A 20286-nucleotide genomic window follows, 5' to 3' on the forward strand; every position below is an offset into this window, starting at 1 on the left:
TTTTACGGCTTACGCCACGCGGCCCACCTTCAGCCAGGCGCCGTCAGAACCGGGCGCCGAGGTGATGTAACCCCATTTGGTTTGCCAGACGTAACCCTGGTAGGACACCAGCGCGCCCTGCGCGTAAGTGGTGCCCGGCACATAAGCCGGCGCGGTCATGATCGGCAGGTTGCCGGGGCCGACGCCGGTGTAGCGCAGCCCGGTGCCCATATCCAGCTGGCTGTCGTCGTAGTCCGCGGCGTTGAAATAGCGATCCAGCGAGGCCAGCAGATCGCCGTTGCGGTTGTCTTGCCCCAGATGCCAGAACATCACGCCGCCCAACTGCTGCTGCTTGATGTATTTCGCTTTGTATTTGAAGCTCTCGGCATCGTCATAGGTGACGAACAGCCCTTTCTGCGCATGATACAGGTAAGGCGTTTTGGTCTTGTCGTTCCACAGCCGCTGATAGCCGTAGTTGCCCAGCAGCATCTGCTCCAGCTGGCGATAGGAGGCGATGCGCGGATCCTTGTCGCGCACGCACTCTTCGCAGCCCACCAGCCAGTAATCGGTGTTCGGGTACGGATCTTCGCCCGGCGTGCTGTGGCTGCTGTATTGCCCGCTGTTGCCGCCGCTGACGCCCTTGAAGGCGCGGCCGTAGAAGGGCACGCCCATCACGATTTTGGCGCTCGGCACGCCTTCCATCATCAGGTGTTGCTGCACCGCGGCGTCGACCGTCAGGCTGAACGGGCTGGGGAAGGCGCGGGTCAGTTCTTCCCAGCTCCAGCCCAGGTTGGCTTCGCGCAGCGCATTGTAGAAGGTCGGCCCGGCCGCATCGCCGAACAGTGCCGCCTGGTGGTTGGTTACCTTCTCCCAGGGGCCAGCCAGATCGTAGGTCATCAGGTTGATGTAATCGAGCGGCGCGACGATCTGCGCCAGCTTGCTGTAATAGCGCGACAGGAAGAAGGCGCCGCCGGCGCCGGCGATGGTCAACTGGTACGGCAACGCCTGGCGGCCGTCGGCGATGGTTTGCTGGTTCAGCAGGGTGCGGATCTCCTGCAGCGCGGCGATGAAACCGTCCACTTCCGAGGCTTGCGGGTACTCCCAGTCGATGTCCACGCCGTCGAAGCCGTAATCCTTCATGATGCGCACGCAGGATTGGGCGAACTTGGCGCGCGACGCTGGGGTTTTCACCGCGTTGACGTAGTTGGCGTGCGACACGCCCAGATCGTTGGAGTAGTACCAGCCGCCGATGGAGAACATGATGCGCAGGCTGGGGTTGTGCGCTTTGAGCGCGGTCAGACGGTTGACCACATCGCGCGCCTTGGCGTCGTTGGTGGCCGGATCCCAGGCGCATTCCAGATTGCTGTTGATATCCAGGAACGAGAAGTTAATGTGCGTCAGCTGCTTGGCTTTGGCCGGCGTGATGTTGGAAACCGGGAACGGCACGACAGACGTATCGGTCTCGGTGTAATTATTGATTTGGTTGGTCGGAATAAAATAATACCCAATAACGGCTTTACGTGTGGACATGGCATTTCTCCAGAGTGGATGTTTTTCGATGGGGAAATATTTCCCGTTGCCATTAATGTTTATTTTTCGCAGAAATAACAGTCGAAACAAATCACGATAAGAATGAATTTTTTATTCACTGCCGCCTGCCTTGGCGTTTATGTGTTGTGCCAGCATTCAGCATGAATGAATTCGACTATAGGGCCTGTATTTATTCATTTGCTTTGTAATAGCATCCTTAACTAGATTCTGAGTATCCGATGTCCCACCGGCCGTGATTGGCATTTAATTAAAAATAAAAAAGGAGATGAGCTATGTCCAGCATAGAGCCTGACGCTGTTGGCTTAATAGTCCAGCGAGTATGTGAGTATCTTCAGCCGGTATTGAACGCCATTCTGGCCGGCGTGATGGCGCTATTACACGGCGCCTATCGCAACGTGGGTATTCGGCGACGTTTATTGAATGCGGCGATGTGCGCGTTATTGGCCTGGACGGTGCGCGATGCGCTGGCGTTGATGGGCCTGGAATTAAACTGGGCGAATTTGGCCAGCGTATTGATTGGCTTTATGGGGGCGGATTACATCAACGCCTTAATTAAAAAATTCATCGGCAAAAAAACGGGGTTTAAAAATGTTAAATGACATCGAAGAGATTCGCTTTACCGCCCGCAGCGAAGAGAACCTGCGCGGCGTGCATCCGGATCTGGTGCGCGTTATTCGTCTGGCGCTGCGCTATTCCCTGGTGCCGTTTTCCGTCAGCGAGGGGCTGCGCAGCATGGCGCGCCAGCGGGAAATGGTGCGCGCCGGCAACAGCCAAACGCTGCGCAGCCGCCATCTGACCGGACACGCGGTGGACGTGGTGGCGATGCCGGCGGGCGTGGTCTCCTGGGAGTGGGATTACTACGCGCAAATTGCGGTGGCGGTGCGGCGCGCGGCGCGTGAATGCGGCATCAACGTCGAATGGGGCGGCGAATGGAAGACCCTCAAGGACGGCCCGCACTTCCAGCTGCCGTTTCGGGACTATCCGGCATGAGCGGCTGGCTGCAAAAACTGATGCAGGGCGGGTTGCTGCTGCTGTTGCTGGCGGCCATCTGCCTCGGCGGCTACAGCGCGTTGCTGTCGCATCAGTTGGTGTCCGCGCGGCAACAGGCGGCGGAATTGCAAAAAAGCCTGGCGCAGCAGGCGGGGCTGATCGCCACCCTGCAGACCCAGGATGCGCAAAATCGTGCGCTGATGGCGGCGCAGCAGCGGCAGGAACAGCAGCTGCGCCAACAACACGAGGCTTATCAGAGGAAATACCGTGAAGCGATTAAAAACGATCCCTGCGCCGCTCAGCCTCTGCCTGGCGCTGTGCTTGAGCTCCTGCGCCCGGCCGCCGGCGCCGCAGGCCGTGCCGCTGTTGCCCCCTGAGTCGGTATTTGCTCCCTGTGAGCAGCCGCAGTTGCAGGGGGAGACCTGGGGCGATGCGGTAAGCTATGCCCTGGCGTTACAAACCTCGTTACACATTTGCGCCGGCCAGGTGGAGACGCTCAACGCCTGGCGCGCCACGCTGCCGCCGCGCTGACGGCGGCGCTTGTCTGACTTGTCCCGCAGGCCTTCTTTTTTTACTTTTAAAACGGTCTTTCGACCAAGGTTATGGCGCGCTTCAAAGTTTGTGATGTTTCTCTCACTATACTTCAAGGCTGTGCCCTGTCATTGTACCTGGGCGCCATGGCCCACGGCAGGGCGCAGCCTCAAAGCCTTACCTCAACATAAAAGCAAAAAACAAAGGAATCCATAATGGACGAACAGCTCAAACAGAGTGCCCTTGATTTCCATCAGTTTCCTGTCCCAGGGAAGATCCAGGTTTCCCCAACCAAACCGTTGGCGACCCAGCGCGATCTGGCGCTGGCCTATTCGCCGGGCGTCGCCGCGCCTTGCCTCGAGATCGCCGAAGATCCGCTGGCGGCCTACAAATACACCGCGCGCGGCAACCTGGTGGCGGTGATTTCCAACGGCACGGCGGTACTGGGTCTGGGCAATATCGGCGCGTTGGCCGGTAAGCCGGTGATGGAAGGCAAGGGCGTTTTGTTCAAGAAGTTTTCCGGTATCGATGTATTTGATATCGAAGTGGATGAGCATAACCCTGACAAATTAATCGACATTATCGCCGCGCTGGAACCGACCTTCGGCGGCATCAACCTGGAAGACATCAAGGCGCCGGAGTGTTTCTACATCGAACAGAAACTGCGTGAGCGCATGAAGATCCCGGTGTTCCACGACGACCAGCACGGCACGGCGATCATTACCACTGCCGCGGTGCTCAACGGCCTGCGCGTGGTGAAGAAGAACATCTCCGATGTGCGGCTGGTGGTGTCCGGCGCCGGCGCGGCGTCCATCGCCTGCCTGAACTTGCTGGTGGCGCTGGGGCTGCGTCAACAGAACATCACCGTCTGCGATTCCAAGGGCGTCATCTATAAAGGCCGCGACGCCAATATGGAACAGACCAAAGCCGCCTACGCCATCGAGGATAACGGCCAGCGCACGCTGGGCGACGCCATCCCGAACGCCGACATCTTCCTCGGCTGCTCCGGCCCGGGTGTGCTGACGCAGGATATGGTGAAAACCATGGCGCGCGATCCGCTGATCATGGCGCTGGCCAACCCGGAACCGGAAATTCTGCCGCCGCTGGCCAAAGCGGTGCGCCCGGACGCCATCATCTGCACCGGCCGTTCCGACTACCCGAACCAGGTGAACAACGTCCTGTGCTTCCCGTTCATTTTCCGCGGCGCGCTGGACGTGGGCGCCACCACCATCAACGAAGAGATGAAGCTGGCCTGCGTGCATGCCATCGCCGATCTGGCGCTGGCGGAACAGAGCGACGTGGTGGCCTCCGCGTATGACGATCAGGATCTCTCCTTCGGGCCGGAATACATCATTCCGAAACCGTTCGATCCGCGTCTGATCGTCAAGATCGCACCGGCGGTGGCCAAGGCGGCGATGGACTCCGGCGTGGCGACGCGTCCGATCGAAGACTTCGACGCCTACGTGGAGAAGCTGGCGGAGTTCGTCTACAAAACCAATCTGTTCATGAAACCGATCTTCTCCCAGGCGCGCAAAGAGGTGAAGCGGGTGGTGCTGGCGGAAGGCGAGGAAGAGCGCGTGCTGCACGCCACGCAAGAGCTGGTGTCGCAGGGGCTGGCTTTCCCGATCCTGGTCGGCCGTCCGAGCGTGATCGAGATGCGCCTGAAAAAGCTGGGCCTGCAACTGACGCCGGGCAAAGATTTCGAAGTGGTGAACAACGAGTCGGATCCGCGCTTCAACGAATACTGGGGCGAGTACTACCAGATCATGAAACGCCGCGGCGTTTCGCAAGAACAGGCGCGTCGCGCGGTGATTGGCAACCCGACGCTGATCGCCGCCATCATGCTGCACCGCGGTGAAGCGGATGCGATGATCTGCGGCACCATCGGCAGCTACCACGAGCATTACGACGTGGTGAAGAACGTGTTCGGCTTCCGTGAAGGCGCGCACGTCGCGGGCGCGATGAACGCGCTGCTGCTGCCGAGCGGCAACACCTTCATCGCCGACACCTACGTCAACGACGATCCGACGCCGGAACAGCTGGCGGAGATCACCCTGATGGCGGCGGAAACCGTGCGCCGTTTCGGTATCGAACCGAAGGTGGCGCTGCTGTCTCACTCCAGCTTCGGCTCGTCTGATTGCCCGGCGGCGCGCAAGATGCGTAAAACGCTGGAGCTGGTGAACGAACTGGCGCCGGAGCTGGAGATCGACGGCGAAATGCACGGCGACGCCGCGCTGGTGGAAAGCATCCGTCACGATCTGATGCCGGACAGCCCGCTGAAAGGCTCGGCCAACCTGCTGATCATGCCGAACATGGAAGCGGCGCGCATCAGCTACAACCTGCTGCGCGTCTCCTGCTCGGAAGGGGTGACCGTCGGGCCGGTGCTGATGGGGGTGGCCAAACCGGTGCACATCCTGACGCCGATCGCCTCGGTGCGCCGCATCGTCAACATGGTGGCGCTGGCGGTGGTGGAAGCCCAGACCGAACCGCTGTAAGCCCGGGTTGAATGACTGGCCCCCTGTGCCGTTGGCGCCGGGGGCTTTTTTATGCCTTGCAGCGTGCAGCGATGGCGCGAATATCCTGCGGCGTAGTGCGGCAACAGCCGCCGATCAATTGTGCGCCGAGCGTGCGCCACGCCGTCGCCTGATCGGCCAGGCTGCCGTGTTCGCCGCCGCAGGCGTGCCAGGTTTTGCTCACCGCATCGTAGTGCTCGCCGGAGTTCGGGTAGACCAGCAGCGGTTTGTCGGCCAGCGCGCTCAGCTGACGCAGCGCCGGGGCGACCTTGTCCAGCGCGATGCAGTTGATGCCGATGGCCAACACCTGCGGATTGCCGCGCAGCGCGGACAGGACCTCCGTCAGCGGCGTGCCGTCGCTGAGGTGTTGGCTGTCGCGCAGGGTGAAGGCGAACCAGGCGCCGAGCGTCGGGAATTCCTGCAGCAGCGTCAGCAGCGCCTGCAGTTCAGCAAACGACGGCAGCGTTTCGCAGGCCAGCAGATCGACGCCGGCGGCGGCCAGCGCGGCGATGCGCGGGCGGTGGAAGGCAATGAAGTCATCCTGCGCCAGCCGGTAGTCGCCGCGGTATTCCGAGCCGTCGGCCAGATAGGCGCCGTACGGGCCCACCGAACCGGCGATCAACAGCGGCGTCGCCTGCGGGTGCGCGGCCAGATAATCGCGGCGTGCGCGCTGCGCCAGCTGCACGCTTTTGGCGATCAACGCCAGCGACTGAGCCTGGTCCAGGCCGCGGCGCGAGAAGCCCTGCGGCGTGGCCTGATAGCTGGCGGTGATAGCGCACTGGGCGCCGGCGTTGAAATAATCGAGGTGTACCTGATAGATAAGCTCGGGATTTTCAATCAGCACCTTGGCCGACCACAGCGGATCGGTCAGATCGCAGCCGCGCGCTTCCAGTTCGGTAGCCAGCGCACCGTCCAGGATCAGCGTGGGGTGTTCGGCCAGCAGGCGGGCGACGGGGTTATTAACCGACATGTTGTTCTCCCAAAGCGTTTTTTTGCCCGGCGCGCCGGGTCAGGAAATAGGTGAGATAGCACAGGGCGACGAACGGCAGCCCGCAGTAGAGCGCGATGCGCTGCTCCGGATCGAACGCCAGCCCGATGCAGGCCAGCAGGCACAGCGCAAAGCCGAGGATCGGCGTCAATGGATAGCCGGGCGCGCGGTATTTCAGGCCGTTTATCGGCTGGCCGCTGCGCAGATAGGCGCGGCGAAAAGCATAGTGGGCGGCGCAGATGCTCAGCCACACCGCCACCACCGCAAAGCCGGAGATCGCCGACAGGGCGACAAACACCGTATCCGGCGCGATCACGCTGGTCAGCAGCGCCAGCACGCCGCCGAGCATGCTGAAGGTCAGGGCGTTGATCGGAATGCCGCGCGCATTGACGCGCGCAAAGTAGGCCGGCAGGGTGCGCTGGTGGGCCAGCGACCACAGCATGCGCCCCGAGGCGTACAGGCCGGAGTTGGCCGCCGACAGGATGGCGGTCAGGATCACGAAGTTGAAGATATCGGCGGCGTAAGGCACGCCGATGCGTTCAAACACCAGCACGAACGGGCTTTTGACGATCCCCGCCTGATCCATGGGGATCAACGCCGCCAGCACAAACACCGTGCCGATAAAGAACAGCATCAGGCGGATCACCGTGGTGCGGATCGCCAGCGGCACGACTTTCTCCGGGTTCTCGGTTTCACCGGCGGCGATGCCGATCAGCTCCGTGCCGGAGAAAGCGAAGTTCACCGCCACCATGGTCATCAGGATCGGCAGCGTGCCGTGCGGCAGCCAGCCGGAGGCGGTCAGGTTGTGCAGGAACGGCGCCGGCGTGCCGTCTTTCATCGGCAGCAGGCCGAACATGGCGGCGCCGCCCAGAATGATGAACGCCAGAATGGTCACCACTTTGATCAGCGAAAACCAGAATTCGCTTTCGGCGAAAAAACGGGTGGTCACGACGTTGAGCAGGAAAATGGCCGCGCAGAAGATCAGGCACCACAGCCACACCGGCGACTGCGGGAACCAGTACTGCATGCAGAATCCGGCCGCGGTCAGGCTGGAGCCCAGCGCCACCGTCCAGGTGAGCCAATACAGCCAGGCGACGGCATAGCCGGTGGCCGGCCCCAGATAGCGCGAAGCATAGACGTGAAAGGCGCCGGTTTCCGGCATTGCCACCGACAGCTCGCCCAGGCACAGCATCACCAGATACACCACCAGCGCGCCGATCAGGTAGGCCAGCAGCGTGCCGAGCGCCCCGGTGGTGGAGATGATGTAGCCGGTATTGAAAAACAGCCCGGTGCCGATCACGCCGCCCAGCGACAGCATCACCAGATGCCGGGCCTTCATGCTGCGTTTGAACTGCCCTGCGGCGGGCGCCGATGAGTGCATAATAATCTATCCGTATAGACGTCTAAATATCTGAATGGCTATTGGTTATACCCGCAATGCCGTTTCAACGCAATGCGTCACCGGCGATCGCCGCGTAAAAAAATCGTCAGGCCAGATCTATATGCAAATGATAATTATTATCTATAATGTCGCCATTTTCGCTAATGGGGCAACATGATGAGATATCTGATTTTATTGGCGGCGTTGGCGCTCGGCGCCTGCAGCCAAACGCCGGTGAAGACGCCGGCCAGCGACGTCGCGAGCCTGGGGAATATCACCGATCTGCACAGCGGCGCGACCCTGACGCCCGAGCAGCTGTTGACGCGGTTGGCGCAGCAGCCGCGGGTGATCGTCGGGGAAAAGCATGACAATCCTTACCACCATCAGATTGAGCAATGGCTGGTGCAGCAGCTGCCGCAATTGCGGCCGCAGGGTAGCGTGCTGATGGAGATGATCAACCCGAACCAGCAGGCGCAGGTCGACAAAGTCAAGCAGTGGCTGCAGAGCGATCCCACGGTGCGTGATGGCCGCGTGGCGGAGCTGATCGCCTGGCAGCCGGGCTGGAAATGGGCGCTGTATGGCGGGGTGACGATGGCGGCGATGCGCGCGCCTTACCCGCTGTGGTCGGCCAACCTGGATCGCAGCGAGATTACGGCGTTCTATCAGCAGCCGCAGTTCCCGGCGGGGCAGCTATCGGCGCAGCCGGCGGTGCGCAAGGCGCTGGAAGAGACCATCCGCACTTCGCACGGCGGCAAGATTGAGGCCGACCAGCTGCAGGCGATGCTGGCGATCCAGCAGCAGCGCGACCGGCGCATGGCTGAGCGCCTGCTGGCGGCGCCGACGCCCGCGTTGTTGATCGCCGGTGGCTATCACGCCGCCAAATCGGTGGGCGTGCCGCTGCACGTGCGGGATCTGCAACCGGCGGCGGCGCCGATGGTGCTGATGCTGGCGGAGCCGGGCGTACAGGTCGATGCGAACACCGCAGACTACCTGTGGATCACACCATCAGTGAAATGAATACGTTAAGACGGTGAAAAGGAGTGTTAATTATATTTGCAAATGATTATCATTAGTAAATGTGATCTGCAATCATTCGCAATTAAGCAAACTAATGTCCCTATGTTAAGTCAGTCTTATTCCCTTCCGGCCTTTGAGCTGCCGCAGCCGCGCTGGGCGCGCGGCCTGCTGCTTGCCCTGGCGGCGCATGTGGCGTTGGTGCTGCTGTTTTATTGGCCGCAGACGGCGCTCGAGCCGGTGGCGCTGCCGCCGCCGGCGGTGATGATGAGCTGGGCGGCGCAGATTGAAGCGCCGGAAAGTAAGCCGCTGCCGCTGGGCGTGCAGCAGGCTGAATCTGCCGCGGCGCAGCCGGCGGAGCAGCAGCAACAGCCAGATCTGCCCAAGCTGGCGCGTGCCGATAAGGCAAAAATCGTGACGGCGCAGAAGAAGCGCGCCGAACACCGTCCCCCGCAAAAAGCGCAGCCGAAACCGCAGGAGCAGGCCAAAGAGACGCGCAAAGCCGCCGCGTCCAGCGCTGCTGCGCCGCAGGCGCAGACGCTCTCCCACCAAACCGCCGCACCGATCAACAGCGACGCCAACAGCAACGCGCAGGCCAAACTGTCGTGGGAGAGCCTGGTGAAGGGCAAACTGAATCGCATCAAGGATTACCCTTTGGATGCCCGCAGCCGCCGGCGCAGCGGCATGCCGCAGGTCAGTTTCAGCGTTGACGCGCAGGGACGGGTCTCGAATGTCATGCTGCAGGTGCGTTCCGGCACCGCGTCGCTGGATCGGGAAGCGGTGGCGGTGGTGTCGCGCGCCCAGCCGTTGCCGCCGCCGCCGCCGGAGATGCTGCAGCAGGGAGCCGTCAAGGTGACGATGCCGATCGATTTCAATCTGGCGGAGCTGAATGCCCGCCGTTAATGCCCGCAGGCGCCGCATCGCCGTCGTGCACCTCTTCAAACTTCGTGAGGGATTATGAATCCGCTGTTATTCACCCCGCGCCGTCGCATCGCGGCCGCGCTCTGGCTTTCTTTAGGCGTCGCCGGCGTCGCGCTGGCGCAACCGCAGCCGCCGTTGGCGGAACGCGCGCCGAAAGCGCTGACGGCGCACGGCGAGACGCGCACCGACGATTACTACTGGCTGCGCGACGATAGCCGAAAAGAGCCGAAGGTGCTGGACTACCTGAAGGCGGAGAATCGTTATACCGAGCAGATGATGGCGCCGTACCAGAAGCTGCGCGCCACGCTGTATCAGGAGATGCTGGGTCGCGTGAACCCTGACGATCGTTCGGTGCCGTATCAGCTCAACGGTTATCGCTATCAGGAAAGCTACGCTGCCGGTAAAGATTTCGCGCGGTATCAGCGCCAGGCGCTCACCGCCGACGCGCCGTGGCAAACCTTGCTGGACGCCAATCAGCGCGCGGCCGGCCATGCGTATTATCGTCTGGGGGCGATGGACGTCAGCCTGGACAACCGCCGCCTGGCAGTGGCCGAGGATCTGCAGGGCCGCCGCCAATACCGCATCTCCCTGCGCGAGATAGACAGCGAACGCTGGTCGCCGGAAACGCTGGAAAACACCTCCGGCAACATGGTGTGGGCCAACGACAACCAAACCCTGTTCTACGTGCGCAACCACCCGCAAACGCTGTTGCCATATCAGGTCTACCGCCATCGGTACGGTACGCCGACCGCGGAAGATAAGCTGGTGTACCAGGAAAACGATCCGGCGTTCTACCTCAGCCTCGGCCGCTCGTCCTCGCGCGATTACCTGATTCTGACCATCAGCGGCAACACCACCTCCGAAGTGCGCCTGATCGACGCCAACCAGCCGCAGCGCGAGCCGCAGCTGTTCGCCGCCCGGCAAAACGGCCGCGAGTATTACCTCGATCACTACCGGGGCGAGTTCTACCTGCGCTCCAACCATCAGGATCCGAACTTTGGCCTGTACCACACGGCGGCGGCGGGCAAACCGTGGCAGACGCTGATCGCACCGCAGGCGCAGCACGAGGTGGAAAGCTTCAGCCTGTTCCGCGATTGGCTGGTGGTGCAGGAGCGCGCCAACGGGCTGGTGCAGCTGCGGCAAATCAGCTGGGACGGCAAAACCGAGCGCGCCATCCCGTTCGATGATGCCAGCTACATGGCCTGGCTGGGCTATAACCCCGAGCCGGACAGCGATCGCTTGCGCTACGGCTATTCGGCGATGACCACGCCGACCCGCACCTATGAGTGGGACCTGAACAAGGGCGAGCGCACCCTGCTGAAACAGCAGGAGGTGAAAGGCGTCGATCCCAGCTTGTATCACAGCGAGCGCATCTGGGTCACGGCGCGCGACGGCGTGAAGGTGCCGGTCTCGCTGGTGTACCGCACATCGCTGTTCAAAAACGGGCATAACCCGCTGCTGGTATATGGCTATGGCGCTTACGGCATGAGCATGGATCCGGCGTTCAGCGCCAACCGCATCAGCCTGCTGGATCGCGGCTTCGTCTATGCGCTGATCCACGTGCGCGGCGGCGGCGAGCTGGGGCAGAGCTGGTACAAACAGGGCAAGCTGACGCACAAACCGAACAGCTTCAACGACTTCATCGACGCCACCCAGGCGCTGATCAAAGACGGCTACGGCCAACCGGGGCGCATCTACGCCATGGGCGGCAGCGCCGGCGGCTTGCTGATGGGGGCGGTGATCAATCAGGCGCCGCAGCTATTCAACGCGGTGGTGGCGCAGGTGCCGTTCGTCGACGTGGTGACCACCATGCTGGACGACAGCATTCCGCTCACTACCGGCGAATACGAGGAGTGGGGCAACCCGCACCAGCCGGCCGCCTATGCGCTGATGAAGTCCTACAGCCCGTATGACAATGTGCGCAAACAGCGTTACCCGAACCTGTTGGTCACCAGCGGTTTATACGATTCGCAGGTGCAGTATTGGGAGCCGGCCAAATGGGTGGCGAAGCTGCGGCGTTTCAAGCAGGGCGATTCGCTGCTGCTGCTCTCCACCGACATGACCGCCGGCCACGGTGGCAAATCGGGCCGCCTGGCGCGGCTGGAAAACGGCGCGCTGGAGTACGCCTTTATTTTGGCGGCGGATCGGCAGGCGCAGAAATAACCTTCAGCGCCGCAGCACGCTGCGGCGCAATAAAACAATAACAATCTTTTACCGCGCTTTCGGCGGGCTTTTTGCTGGGCATTGTCGGCCATCAAACCTTATTGGCTATTTCTGGGGATATATGAAAATTAAAATGATAGCGAGCCTGATCGGCGCGGGACTGGTGCTGCACGGGCAGGCTGTGGCCGCGCAGGAACAGGCGGAAAATAATAAAGGCAGCGTGGCGTTCAGCCCGCTCAACGTCTCGGCCGCCGACGGCGGCAAAAGCAGCGAAAAAGACGCGTTGGCGAGGCCGGGCGCGTTCAGCTCGCGCGACGAGAACCAAAATCTGGAGTCGGTGGACAGCATTCTGCGCAGCATGCCGGGCACCTATACCCAGATCGACCCCGGCCAGGGATCGGTCAGCGTCAATATTCGCGGCCTGAGCGGCTTCGGCCGGGTCAACACCATGGTCGACGGCATCACGCAAAACTACTACGGCAACTCCCCGAGCGATGCAGCGCACGGCGGCATGCCCACCAGCCAGTTCGGGGCGCTGATCGATCCTAACTTTATCGTCGGCGTCGATGTGGCGCGCGGCAACGCCACCGGTTCCGACGGGGTGAATGCCTTGGCGGGCAGCGCCAATTTCCGCACCATCGGCGTGGATGACGTGGTGTTTTCCGATAACCCGTTCGGCGTACGCACCAAGTTCTCGGTGGGCAATAACGGCATCGGCCGCAGCGGCATGATCGCCGTGGGTGCCAAAACTGCCGCCTTTGCCGACGGCGGCAGCCTGGGGGCGATGGCGGCGATCAGCGGCAGCTCCATCACCTCTAACTACAAAAACGGCGCCGGTTTCGACAGCGAGATGTTCAACGTCGATAAAACCTACCGCCAGAACCCGAAATCCCAGCTGTTCAAAGTGGACATCAAGCCGGATGCCTTCAACAGCATCGAACTGTCGGCGCGCAGCTACCAGAATAAAATCACCCGCCGCCACATCGACAGCGACGATTTCTACCTTAAATACCACTATGCGCCGTTCTCGGAGCTGATCGATTTCAACCTGACCGCCAGCACCAGCCGCGGCAAGCAGCAGTTCATGTCCAACAACATGGCGGGGTTCAGCGACAGCACGGCGAAAAACATTTCCGATGCGCTGGATATCAACAACACCAGCCGTTTCAGCCTGCGGGATATTGATTTCGCCTTCAGCTACGGCGGCAAGCTGGTGCGCAACGAGTATAAGAAAAAGGCATCCGGGCTGGTGACGGATCAGGATCAGGCGGAAAGCATGCCGGTGGGCATTGCCGGCAAACAAGATATCTCCAGCCTGTACAGTGGGTTGCAGGCCAACTACGGCATCTGGCAGGGAAATTTCGACCTGAACTACACCGCCTATCGCCTCTCCGGCTACAAGCCGGCCTGTGATGAGCGCGTAGAGTGCTTCCCGCAGGGCGCCGGCACTATCAGCCGCAATGAACACGGCTTCAACCCGTCGGTCATGCTGTCGGCGCAGGTGACGCCGTGGCTGCAGCCGTTCGTCAGCTACAGCAAGTCGATGCGCGGGCCGAATATCCAGGAAGTGTTCTTCGCCAACAGCGGCGGCCAGTCGATGAACCCGTTCCTGAAGGGTGAAAAAGCGGAGACCTGGCAGGGCGGGTTCAACGCCAATGCCCACGATCTGTTGTTCAAGCAGGACAGCTTCCAACTGAAAGCGGTCTATTTCGAAACCAAGATCAAAAACTACATATCCAGCCAAACCTACCTGGTGTGTAAAAATCGCCAGAAGTGCAACCGTTCGCAGGCGACGCAGGAAGAGTGGGATGACGCGGACGTCAACGTCAGCATGACCATGTATAGCAATGCCCCCGAACCGGTCAAAATGCGCGGGGTGGAGCTTGAAGCGCTGTACGACGCCGGTTTCGCCTTCACCAAGCTGTCGTTAAGCAAGGAGCATACCTCCCAGCCGACCAACCAGGCCAGTAACGTATTCGGCGCGGGCGATATCAGCGAGCTGCCGGAGTTCTACTTCACGCTGGACAGCGGGGTGCGCCTGCTTGACGAGACGTTGACGCTGGGCGGGGTGGTGAAATACACCGGCAAGTCGGTGCGTCTGTCGCCGGACTCTGATTACGATGAGAATGAGCAGTTGCTGAAGGAGCCGGCGCCGCATATTCCGACCATTATCGATCTGTACGGCACCTATCAGGTGAATCGCAATCTGCTGCTGAAGCTCAGCGTGCAAAACCTGATGGACAGAGACTATTCGGACGCGCTGAACAAGATGAACTCGCTGCCGTCGCAGTCGCAGTATGAGACGCCGACCAACACCGCCCGTGGGCGGACTTATATCTTCGGCGGGGAGGTGCGCTTCTAAACCGCAGCAGAGCAGGGCGCAGTCACTGCGCCCGTTTCGCCTGCAGCAGCCATTTGTCCAGCTCGTTGGCGAACTGCTGGCGGTCGCGCTGGTTCAGGGCGTTCGGGCCGCCGGTCTGAATGCCGCTGGCGCGCAGGGTATCCATAAAATCGCGCATGTTGAGGCGTTCGCGAATGGTGTCCGGCGTATAGCGTTCGCCGCGCGGGTTCAGCGCCACCGCGCCTTTCTCAATCACCTCCGCCGCCAGCGGAATGTCGGCGGTGATCACCAGATCGCCCGCTTCGCAGCGGCGCACGATCTCGTTATCGGCCACGTCGAAGCCGGCCGCCACCTGCAGCGAACGGATGTATTTCGACGGCGGCGTGCGCAGCGGTTGGTTCGCCACCAGCGTCACGGTGATGGCGGTGCGATCGGCGGCGCGGAACAGCACTTCCTTGATCACGTTCGGACAGGCGTCCGCATCGACCCAAATCTGCATCATTTCGTCTCCCGCAGCCAGTCGCGCACCGGCAGGAAATCGCGCGCCAGCGCCGCTTCCGGGCTGTCGCCTTCCGGCTGGTAGTTATATTCCCAACGCACCAACGGCGGCATCGACATCAGGATGGACTCGGTGCGCCCGCCGGTTTGTAGCCCGAACAGCGTGCCGCGATCCCACACCAGGTTGAACTCCACATAGCGGCCGCGGCGATACAGCTGGAACTGGCGCTCGCGCTCGCCCCAGGTCAAAGCCTTGCGTTTTTCGACAATCGGCAGGTAGGCGTCGAGGAAGCCCTGGCCCACCGCGCGGGTGAAGGCGAAACAATGGTCGAAATCCGGGGTGTTCAGATCGTCGTAGAACAGGCCGCCGATGCCGCGCGCTTCGTTGCGATGCTTGATGAAAAAGTAATCGTCGCACCACTGTTTATATTTGGGGTAGACCTCGTCGCCGAACGGCGCGCACAGCTCGGCCGCGGTGCGGTGCCAGTGCACGGCATCCTCTGCGAAACCGTAGAACGGCGTCAGGTCAAAACCGCCGCCGAACCACCACACCGGCGCTTCGCCCGGCTTTTCAGCGATGAAAAAGCGTACGTTGGCGTGGCTGGTGGGCACGTAGGGGCTGAGCGGATGGATAACCAGGGAGACGCCCATCGCCTGGAAGCTGCGCCCGGCCAGTTCCGGACGGTGCGCGGTCGCCGAGGCCGGCAGGGTGGCGCCGGAGACGTGCGAGAAGTTGACCCCCGCCTGTTCGAACACCGCGCCGTTGGTCAGCACGCGGCTGCGGCCACCGCCGCCTTCTTCACGCGTCCATTGGTCTTCGGTGAACACGGCGCCGCCATCGGCCTGGGCGAGCTGCGCGCAGATATGATCCTGCAGCGCCAGCAGGAAGGATTTTACTTCAGCGATGTTAGGTAAACTCATGCGGGGTCTTTATAGCGTCTGGCTGAACAAGGCGCTGAGTATACTCTTATTCGCCGCCCGCGGCATCAGCGGGGTTTGCGTTGGTGTGCGTCGAAGTAGTCGAAGAAGTTGACGATGCCGTCCGCGATGGCGCGGGCGATTTTCTCGCGAAACGCGGTGGTGCCCAGCAGCCGTTCTTCGTTCGGGTTGGTGATGAACGAGGTTTCTACCAGCACCGAGGGAATGGACGGGGATTTCAACACCGCGAACGCCGCCTGTTCGGTGCTGTCGCTGTGCAGATGGTGTACCGGACGAATTTGGCCGAGCACGTGGCGGCCGAGCGTCAGGCTGTTGTTGATGGTGTCGGTTTGCACCAGATCGAACAGCACCTGCTGCAGGTAGTTGTCCTGATCCTTGTATTTGCCACCCGCTACGTCGTCGGCGGCGTTTTCACGGTTGGACAGGTAGCGCGCCATGGCGCTGCTGGCGCCGCGGTTGGAGAGGGCGAATACCGAAGCGCCGGAGGCCGACGGGCTGGTAAAACCGTCGGCGTGAATGGAAATGAACAGATCGGCCTGGTGCTGGTGGGCGATCTCCACCCGCTGGAACAGCGGAATGAATTCGTCTTCTTCGCGCGTCAGGCGCGCCTCAATGTGATCGTGCTCATGCAGGAAACGGCGCACGTGGTTGGCGATTTCCAGTACAATGTGTTTTTCCTGCGAACCTTCGTGGCCGACCGCGCCGGAGTCGATGCCGCCGTGGCCGGGATCGATCATCACCCGCTTTTTGCCGCCGGCCGGTTTCGCCGCCGGTTTGCTGTGCTGATTGCGCAGCATGCCTTCCGCCTTGGCGCTTGGGTTTTTCACGCCGAACAGCGCTACTGCCAGGCCGGAAAGCAACAGTTGGCGTCGCGTCGGGGAAACGGCAAGCGGCTTAAAATTGAGGAATTGTTTACCCTGCTTTTTCATTACGCAACGCTCCATCGACGATTCTATTTCGCGACGTTATATCGTATTGATAATCATTAATCGACCCGATAACTATTTCCATTTATTACGCCTGTTACCGGCGATTTCGGGGCAAATAGCGCGGTAAATCGCAGTTTGATATTGCGTAAGTGAATAATCACGCGATAATCAGATAAACACCTTAATTAACAGCGGCCAACATCGATGGAAATTCGCGTATTTCGACAAGACGACTTTGAAGAGGTCATTACCCTGTGGGAGCGCTGCGATCTGCTGCGGCCCTGGAACGATCCGGAAATGGACATCGAGCGCAAGCTGAACCACGATCCTGAGCTGTTCCTGGTGGCGGAAGTCGGCGGCGAAGTGGTCGGTTCGGTGATGGGCGGCTATGACGGCCACCGCGGCTCGGCGTATTACCTCGGGGTGCATCCCGACTATCGCGGGCGCGGCATTGCCAATGCGTTGATCAACCGTCTGGAGAAGAAGTTGATCGCCCGCGGCTGCCCGAAGATCCAGATTATGGTGCGCGAAGACAACGCCACGGTGGTCGAGATGTACGAGAAGCTCGGCTACGAGATTCAGGGCATCACCAGCCTGGGCAAGCGGCTGATCGAAGATCAGGAATATTGATCGAGCGGCGGGCGGCGGCGTTGCACCGCCCGCCGCAGCGCATTACGGCAGCTTTTTGACGGTTTTCACGTCCACTTCGAGGCTGTTCCAGTCTTTATCCACTTTGCCTTCCAACTGCACCTTGTCTTTCGGCGTAACGGTCTGGCCGTTCCAGCGTTTGCGATCGATATCGACCGTCAGGGTGCCGGTGGCATCGCGGAAGGTGTAGGTTTCGTCGCCGATGCGCTGCTCGATGTTGCCCTGCAGCATCACCCAGGCGTCGTCGCTCAGCGATTTCACCTTGTCCACGGTGGTCAGCGCCGCGCTGGGGCCGGAGAAACCGCCCTGTGCGGTGGTTTGCATTTGAGCCTGCGGCGCGGCCGGATCGAGGAACCCGCCTTGTTGCGCCAGTACCGGTGCGCTGCACAGCGCGATCAGAGCGGCCAGAGTCAGTTTTTTCATGTTGCGCTTCCTTATCGTTATCGAAAATCACATCCCGCTGATATCGGGTTGCTTGCTTAGTGATAAGGATTAAAACACACCGATCTTAAGAGCTTCTTAAGCCGACGCATTGAAATTCCCATCGCCGGCGCCCATCTGTAGCCATAGTCTTTATTCTGTTGGCAAGGAACGAGCGTTGAAGCCATTCTCACCCCGGTTTTCCCCGGACGATTACGATCAGCACGGCGCGCTGCGGCTGCCGCTGGGATTTTGGGCCGTGCTGATTTTGCAGGCGCGCACCTGGCTGTTGTTCGTGATGGCCGGCGCTTCGCGCGAGCAGGGCGAAAGCTTGTTGGCGTTGTTTTATCCGGATACCCAACGCTTTTGGTACGGCATGCTGCTCGGTCTGCCGGCGGCGCTGGCGTTTTTGCTGAGCGGCCGTCGCCACCAATGGCCGCGGCTGTGGCGCGGTTGGCGCTGGGGGCTGGCTGTCTCGCTGCTGGCGTCGTTCGGCGGCTCGCTGTTCAGCCTGTGGCGCCAGGACGGCGATGCGCCGGGGCTGGAGCTGACGTTGGCGCTGCTCGACGCGCTGGCGCTGAGCTATCTGCTGCTGAACGCGCGTCTGAAAGCCTGTTTCGCGCTGGCGGAGCGCGCCGACTAATTGCCGAGAAGTGCGGCACTTTTCGCATTTTCCGCACTCCAAGCTGGCAACCGTTGGCGTAGTGCGGGCCGTTGTGAGAGGCTGGCACGCAGCAAAACGCCGAATGCGGCAGGAGCGGGTGACCCGCCCCGTGCCATTGATGTCTAAGGAGCTAGAGATGAATATTCGCCCCCTGTTGTTAGGGCTTCCGCTGTTACTGACCGGCTGTTCGAGCATGTCTAATTTCTCCTGGTCCAGCCTGTCGCCATTCAACTGGTTCGGCAGCAGCCTGGAAGTCGGCGCCAAGGGCGTCGGCAAGCTCAACGCCGGCACGCCGATGTCGGAAAGTGCCATCAACGACGGGCTGGACGGCAACTACCGCCTGCGCGGCGGCATGGCGACCAACAACGGCCAGATCGTCTCTTATTATCAGGCGCTGTCCGGCGACGAAGTGAAGCTGGTGATCACCGGCGAACCGAAAGGGCGCCTGCAGCGGGTGGACGTGCTGGATCCGAAAGTGGCGACGGAGTGGGGCAACAAGCTCGGCACGCCGTTCGGCGACATGTACAGCAAGGCGTTTGGCTCCTGTAAGCCGGGCAGCGGCGAAGACGCCGGTAAAGTGGAGTGCGTGGCGGAGCAGAGCAAATACGTCACCTACATCTTCAGCGGCAAGTGGGCCGGAGCGCAGGATATCATCCCGCCGGACGACACCCTGAAAAGCTGGACGGTCAGCAAAATCATCTGGCACGCCAAGCCGCAGCAGTAACGCGTTCAACGGGCGCCGGTTCCCGGCGCCTGCTTGTCCAAATCATTACCCCTATTTTCTTTGCGCTGCTGCAAGGCAATCGCCTGTGCTTGCGGTATGATAGCGCGCGTTTGTAACAGGGACCCCGCGCGTCAACCGCCATACCTTACCTGTTGCCGGATTCTGGTATTGAGGATAACAACATGACACAGGTTCAGAGCGGCATTCTGCTGGAGCACTGCCGTTTCGCCATTTTTATGGAAGCCAGCGTACAGGGCGAATTCGCCGATTTGCGCCAGGGCTGCAAACAGTTTTGTCAGACGCTGAGCGAGCTGCAGCAGCAGTTCCCCGATGCGCGCCTCGGCGCGGTGATCGCTTTCGGCTACGACGTCTGGCACGATCTCTCCAGCGGCCAGGGCGCGAAAGAGCTGAAGCCGTTCACGCCGCTCGGCAAAGGGCTGGCGCCGGCCACCCAGCGCGATATGCTGATCCACATCCAGTCGCTGCGCCACGACGTCAACTTCACGCTGGCGCAGGCCGCGCTGGCGGCGTTCGGCAACGTCATCAAGATTGAGGAAGAAACCCACGGTTTCCGCTGGGTGGAAGAGCGCGATCTGAGCGGCTTCATCGACGGCACCGAAAACCCGCAGGGCGACCAACGCCCGGCAGTGGCGACGATCGCCGAAGGTGAAGAGGACGCCGGCGGCAGCTACGTGCTGGTGCAACGCTACGAGCACAACCTGCGCCAGTGGCAGCGCTTTACCACCGAGCAACAGGAGCAGATCATCGGCCGCACCAAGCACGACAGCGAAGAGCTGCCGGCGGATCGGCGCCCGGATACCTCCCACGTCAGCCGCGTCGATCTGAAAGAGAACGGCAAAGGCCTGAAAATTCTGCGCCAGAGCCTGCCTTACGGCACCGCCAGCGGCAAGCACGGCCTGTTCTTCATCGCCTATTGCGCGCGCCTGCACAATATCGAGCAGCAACTGTTGAGCATGTTCGGCGATCTGGACGGCAAACGCGACGCGATGCTGCGTTTCAGCCGTGCGGTCACCGGCAGCTACTACTTTGCGCCATCGCTGACGCGCCTGCTGTCACTTTGACGCCGTTGCC

At 61.3% G+C, this 20286-nt stretch carries 20 protein-coding genes; 13 read left to right on the forward strand and 7 right to left on the reverse strand.

The window, feature by feature from the left end; translation table 11 throughout:
* Positions 1-9: 9 nt before the first annotated feature.
* Positions 10-1509 carry a chitinase ChiB gene (chiB, locus tag J0X03_RS06065; protein WP_160204477.1) on the reverse strand — a complete coding sequence of 500 codons (1500 nt, stop codon included), beginning with the start codon at positions 1507-1509 and terminating at the stop codon, positions 10-12.
* Between the two features lie 293 nt (positions 1510-1802).
* On the opposite strand from chiB, the gene J0X03_RS06070 reads away from it, so the two are divergent.
* The 5 genes from J0X03_RS06070 to maeB all read left to right on the forward strand — a co-directional run bounded on the left by J0X03_RS06070 (position 1803) and on the right by maeB (position 5546).
* The gene (locus tag J0X03_RS06070) at positions 1803-2129 is read left to right on the forward strand and encodes a phage holin, lambda family (RefSeq protein ID WP_033643982.1); all 327 of its coding nucleotides are present in this window, start codon (positions 1803-1805) and stop codon (positions 2127-2129) included.
* A gap of 10 nt (positions 2130-2139) precedes the next feature.
* The gene (gene chiX / locus J0X03_RS06075) at positions 2140-2520 is read left to right on the forward strand and encodes an L-Ala D-Glu endopeptidase ChiX (RefSeq protein WP_459076040.1); all 381 of its coding nucleotides are present in this window, start codon (positions 2140-2142) and stop codon (positions 2518-2520) included.
* Entirely contained in the window at positions 2517-2897 is a 381-nt protein-coding gene (locus tag J0X03_RS06080; protein ID WP_046687600.1) for a DUF2570 family protein, read from the forward strand. The genes chiX and J0X03_RS06080 overlap by 4 nt, the downstream gene beginning before the upstream one ends.
* Positions 2878-3051, forward strand: a complete 174-nt coding sequence (gene lysC / locus J0X03_RS06085) for an Rz1-like lysis system protein LysC (protein ID WP_004936544.1) — start codon at positions 2878-2880, stop codon at positions 3049-3051. Before J0X03_RS06080 ends, lysC begins: the two co-directional genes overlap by 20 nt.
* A gap of 215 nt (positions 3052-3266) precedes the next feature.
* Positions 3267-5546 carry an NADP-dependent oxaloacetate-decarboxylating malate dehydrogenase gene (gene maeB, locus J0X03_RS06090; protein WP_016926766.1) on the forward strand — a complete coding sequence of 760 codons (2280 nt, stop codon included), beginning with the start codon at positions 3267-3269 and terminating at the stop codon, positions 5544-5546.
* A gap of 49 nt (positions 5547-5595) precedes the next feature.
* Here maeB and mmuM read toward each other — a convergent pair whose 3' ends face one another.
* Complete coding sequence (mmuM, locus tag J0X03_RS06095; protein ID WP_116287032.1) at positions 5596-6534, reverse strand: homocysteine S-methyltransferase; 939 nt, start codon at positions 6532-6534, stop codon at positions 5596-5598.
* The gene (mmuP, locus tag J0X03_RS06100; RefSeq protein WP_033643976.1) at positions 6524-7933 is read right to left on the reverse strand and encodes an S-methylmethionine permease; all 1410 of its coding nucleotides are present in this window, start codon (positions 7931-7933) and stop codon (positions 6524-6526) included. Before mmuP ends, mmuM begins: the two co-directional genes overlap by 11 nt.
* A gap of 177 nt (positions 7934-8110) precedes the next feature.
* Between mmuP and J0X03_RS06105 the strand changes: the two genes are divergently transcribed.
* The 4 genes from J0X03_RS06105 (at position 8111) to J0X03_RS06120 (ending at position 14393) form a co-directional block, all read left to right on the forward strand.
* Positions 8111-8950, forward strand: a complete 840-nt coding sequence (locus J0X03_RS06105) for a ChaN family lipoprotein (protein WP_060660390.1) — start codon at positions 8111-8113, stop codon at positions 8948-8950.
* Between the two features lie 102 nt (positions 8951-9052).
* Entirely contained in the window at positions 9053-9850 is a 798-nt protein-coding gene (locus tag J0X03_RS06110) for a TonB family protein (RefSeq protein WP_160204476.1), read from the forward strand.
* 54 nt (positions 9851-9904) lie between these two features.
* Positions 9905-12031 (forward strand): S9 family peptidase, encoded by a 2127-nt coding sequence (locus J0X03_RS06115; protein ID WP_080273401.1) that lies wholly within the window; start codon positions 9905-9907, stop codon positions 12029-12031.
* Positions 12032-12152: 121 nt separating this feature from the next.
* A complete protein-coding gene (locus tag J0X03_RS06120) occupies positions 12153-14393 on the forward strand; it encodes a TonB-dependent receptor domain-containing protein (RefSeq protein ID WP_160204475.1) in 2241 nt (746 codons plus the stop codon).
* A gap of 22 nt (positions 14394-14415) precedes the next feature.
* Here the strand turns inward: J0X03_RS06120 and J0X03_RS06125 are convergent, their stop codons facing one another.
* The 3 genes from J0X03_RS06125 to amiA form a co-directional block, all read right to left on the reverse strand.
* Positions 14416-14871, reverse strand: a complete 456-nt coding sequence (locus J0X03_RS06125; RefSeq protein WP_004936514.1) for a YaiI/YqxD family protein — start codon at positions 14869-14871, stop codon at positions 14416-14418.
* A complete protein-coding gene (gene hemF, locus J0X03_RS06130; RefSeq protein WP_122004427.1) occupies positions 14871-15791 on the reverse strand; it encodes an oxygen-dependent coproporphyrinogen oxidase in 921 nt (306 codons plus the stop codon). Before hemF ends, J0X03_RS06125 begins: the two co-directional genes overlap by 1 nt.
* Before the next feature lie 65 nt (positions 15792-15856).
* Positions 15857-16738, reverse strand: coding sequence for an N-acetylmuramoyl-L-alanine amidase AmiA (amiA, locus tag J0X03_RS06135; RefSeq protein WP_033652564.1), 882 nt, complete (start codon positions 16736-16738; stop codon positions 15857-15859).
* 204 nt (positions 16739-16942) lie between these two features.
* Between amiA and J0X03_RS06140 the strand changes: the two genes are divergently transcribed.
* On the forward strand, positions 16943-17368 hold the full coding sequence (locus J0X03_RS06140; protein WP_160204474.1) for a GNAT family acetyltransferase: 426 nt from the start codon (positions 16943-16945) through the stop codon (positions 17366-17368).
* A 42-nt stretch (positions 17369-17410) separates the two neighbouring features.
* Here J0X03_RS06140 and J0X03_RS06145 read toward each other — a convergent pair whose 3' ends face one another.
* A complete protein-coding gene (locus J0X03_RS06145; protein ID WP_160204473.1) occupies positions 17411-17809 on the reverse strand; it encodes a YgiW/YdeI family stress tolerance OB fold protein in 399 nt (132 codons plus the stop codon).
* A gap of 175 nt (positions 17810-17984) precedes the next feature.
* Between J0X03_RS06145 and J0X03_RS06150 the strand changes: the two genes are divergently transcribed.
* The 3 genes from J0X03_RS06150 (at position 17985) to J0X03_RS06160 (ending at position 20276) form a co-directional block, all read left to right on the forward strand.
* Positions 17985-18449 carry a DUF2919 domain-containing protein gene (locus tag J0X03_RS06150; protein WP_033643969.1) on the forward strand — a complete coding sequence of 155 codons (465 nt, stop codon included), beginning with the start codon at positions 17985-17987 and terminating at the stop codon, positions 18447-18449.
* 157 nt (positions 18450-18606) lie between these two features.
* Positions 18607-19194 (forward strand): RpoE-regulated lipoprotein, encoded by a 588-nt coding sequence (locus J0X03_RS06155; protein WP_004936494.1) that lies wholly within the window; start codon positions 18607-18609, stop codon positions 19192-19194.
* A gap of 182 nt (positions 19195-19376) precedes the next feature.
* A complete protein-coding gene (locus J0X03_RS06160; RefSeq protein WP_033643968.1) occupies positions 19377-20276 on the forward strand; it encodes a Dyp-type peroxidase in 900 nt (299 codons plus the stop codon).
* The last annotated feature ends 10 nt before the right edge of the window (positions 20277-20286 follow it).

The organism is Serratia ureilytica (assembly GCF_017309605.1).
In the GTDB taxonomy this organism is placed as follows: domain Bacteria; phylum Pseudomonadota; class Gammaproteobacteria; order Enterobacterales; family Enterobacteriaceae; genus Serratia; species Serratia ureilytica.

Excerpts from the sequence above, each read along its gene's own strand:
- mmuM (WP_116287032.1), bottom strand. The coding sequence starts at position 6,534 with ATGTCGGTTAATAACCCCGTCGCCCGCCTGCTGGCCGAACACCCCACG.
- chiB (WP_160204477.1), bottom strand. The coding sequence starts at position 1,509 with ATGTCCACACGTAAAGCCGTTATTGGGTATTATTTTATTCCGACCAAC.
- mmuP (WP_033643976.1), bottom strand. The coding sequence starts at position 7,933 with ATGCACTCATCGGCGCCCGCCGCAGGGCAGTTCAAACGCAGCATGAAG.
- hemF (WP_122004427.1), bottom strand. The coding sequence starts at position 15,791 with ATGAGTTTACCTAACATCGCTGAAGTAAAATCCTTCCTGCTGGCGCTG.
- J0X03_RS06160 (WP_033643968.1), top strand. The coding sequence starts at position 19,377 with ATGACACAGGTTCAGAGCGGCATTCTGCTGGAGCACTGCCGTTTCGCC.
- J0X03_RS06155 (WP_004936494.1), top strand. The coding sequence starts at position 18,607 with ATGAATATTCGCCCCCTGTTGTTAGGGCTTCCGCTGTTACTGACCGGC.
- J0X03_RS06080 (WP_046687600.1), top strand. The coding sequence starts at position 2,517 with ATGAGCGGCTGGCTGCAAAAACTGATGCAGGGCGGGTTGCTGCTGCTG.
- J0X03_RS06140 (WP_160204474.1), top strand. The coding sequence starts at position 16,943 with ATGGAAATTCGCGTATTTCGACAAGACGACTTTGAAGAGGTCATTACC.
- maeB (WP_016926766.1), top strand. The coding sequence starts at position 3,267 with ATGGACGAACAGCTCAAACAGAGTGCCCTTGATTTCCATCAGTTTCCT.
- amiA (WP_033652564.1), bottom strand. The coding sequence starts at position 16,738 with ATGAAAAAGCAGGGTAAACAATTCCTCAATTTTAAGCCGCTTGCCGTT.
- J0X03_RS06110 (WP_160204476.1), top strand. The coding sequence starts at position 9,053 with ATGTTAAGTCAGTCTTATTCCCTTCCGGCCTTTGAGCTGCCGCAGCCG.
- J0X03_RS06120 (WP_160204475.1), top strand. The coding sequence starts at position 12,153 with ATGAAAATTAAAATGATAGCGAGCCTGATCGGCGCGGGACTGGTGCTG.
- J0X03_RS06070 (WP_033643982.1), top strand. The coding sequence starts at position 1,803 with ATGTCCAGCATAGAGCCTGACGCTGTTGGCTTAATAGTCCAGCGAGTA.
- J0X03_RS06105 (WP_060660390.1), top strand. The coding sequence starts at position 8,111 with ATGAGATATCTGATTTTATTGGCGGCGTTGGCGCTCGGCGCCTGCAGC.
- J0X03_RS06145 (WP_160204473.1), bottom strand. The coding sequence starts at position 17,809 with ATGAAAAAACTGACTCTGGCCGCTCTGATCGCGCTGTGCAGCGCACCG.
- J0X03_RS06115 (WP_080273401.1), top strand. The coding sequence starts at position 9,905 with ATGAATCCGCTGTTATTCACCCCGCGCCGTCGCATCGCGGCCGCGCTC.
- J0X03_RS06125 (WP_004936514.1), bottom strand. The coding sequence starts at position 14,871 with ATGCAGATTTGGGTCGATGCGGACGCCTGTCCGAACGTGATCAAGGAA.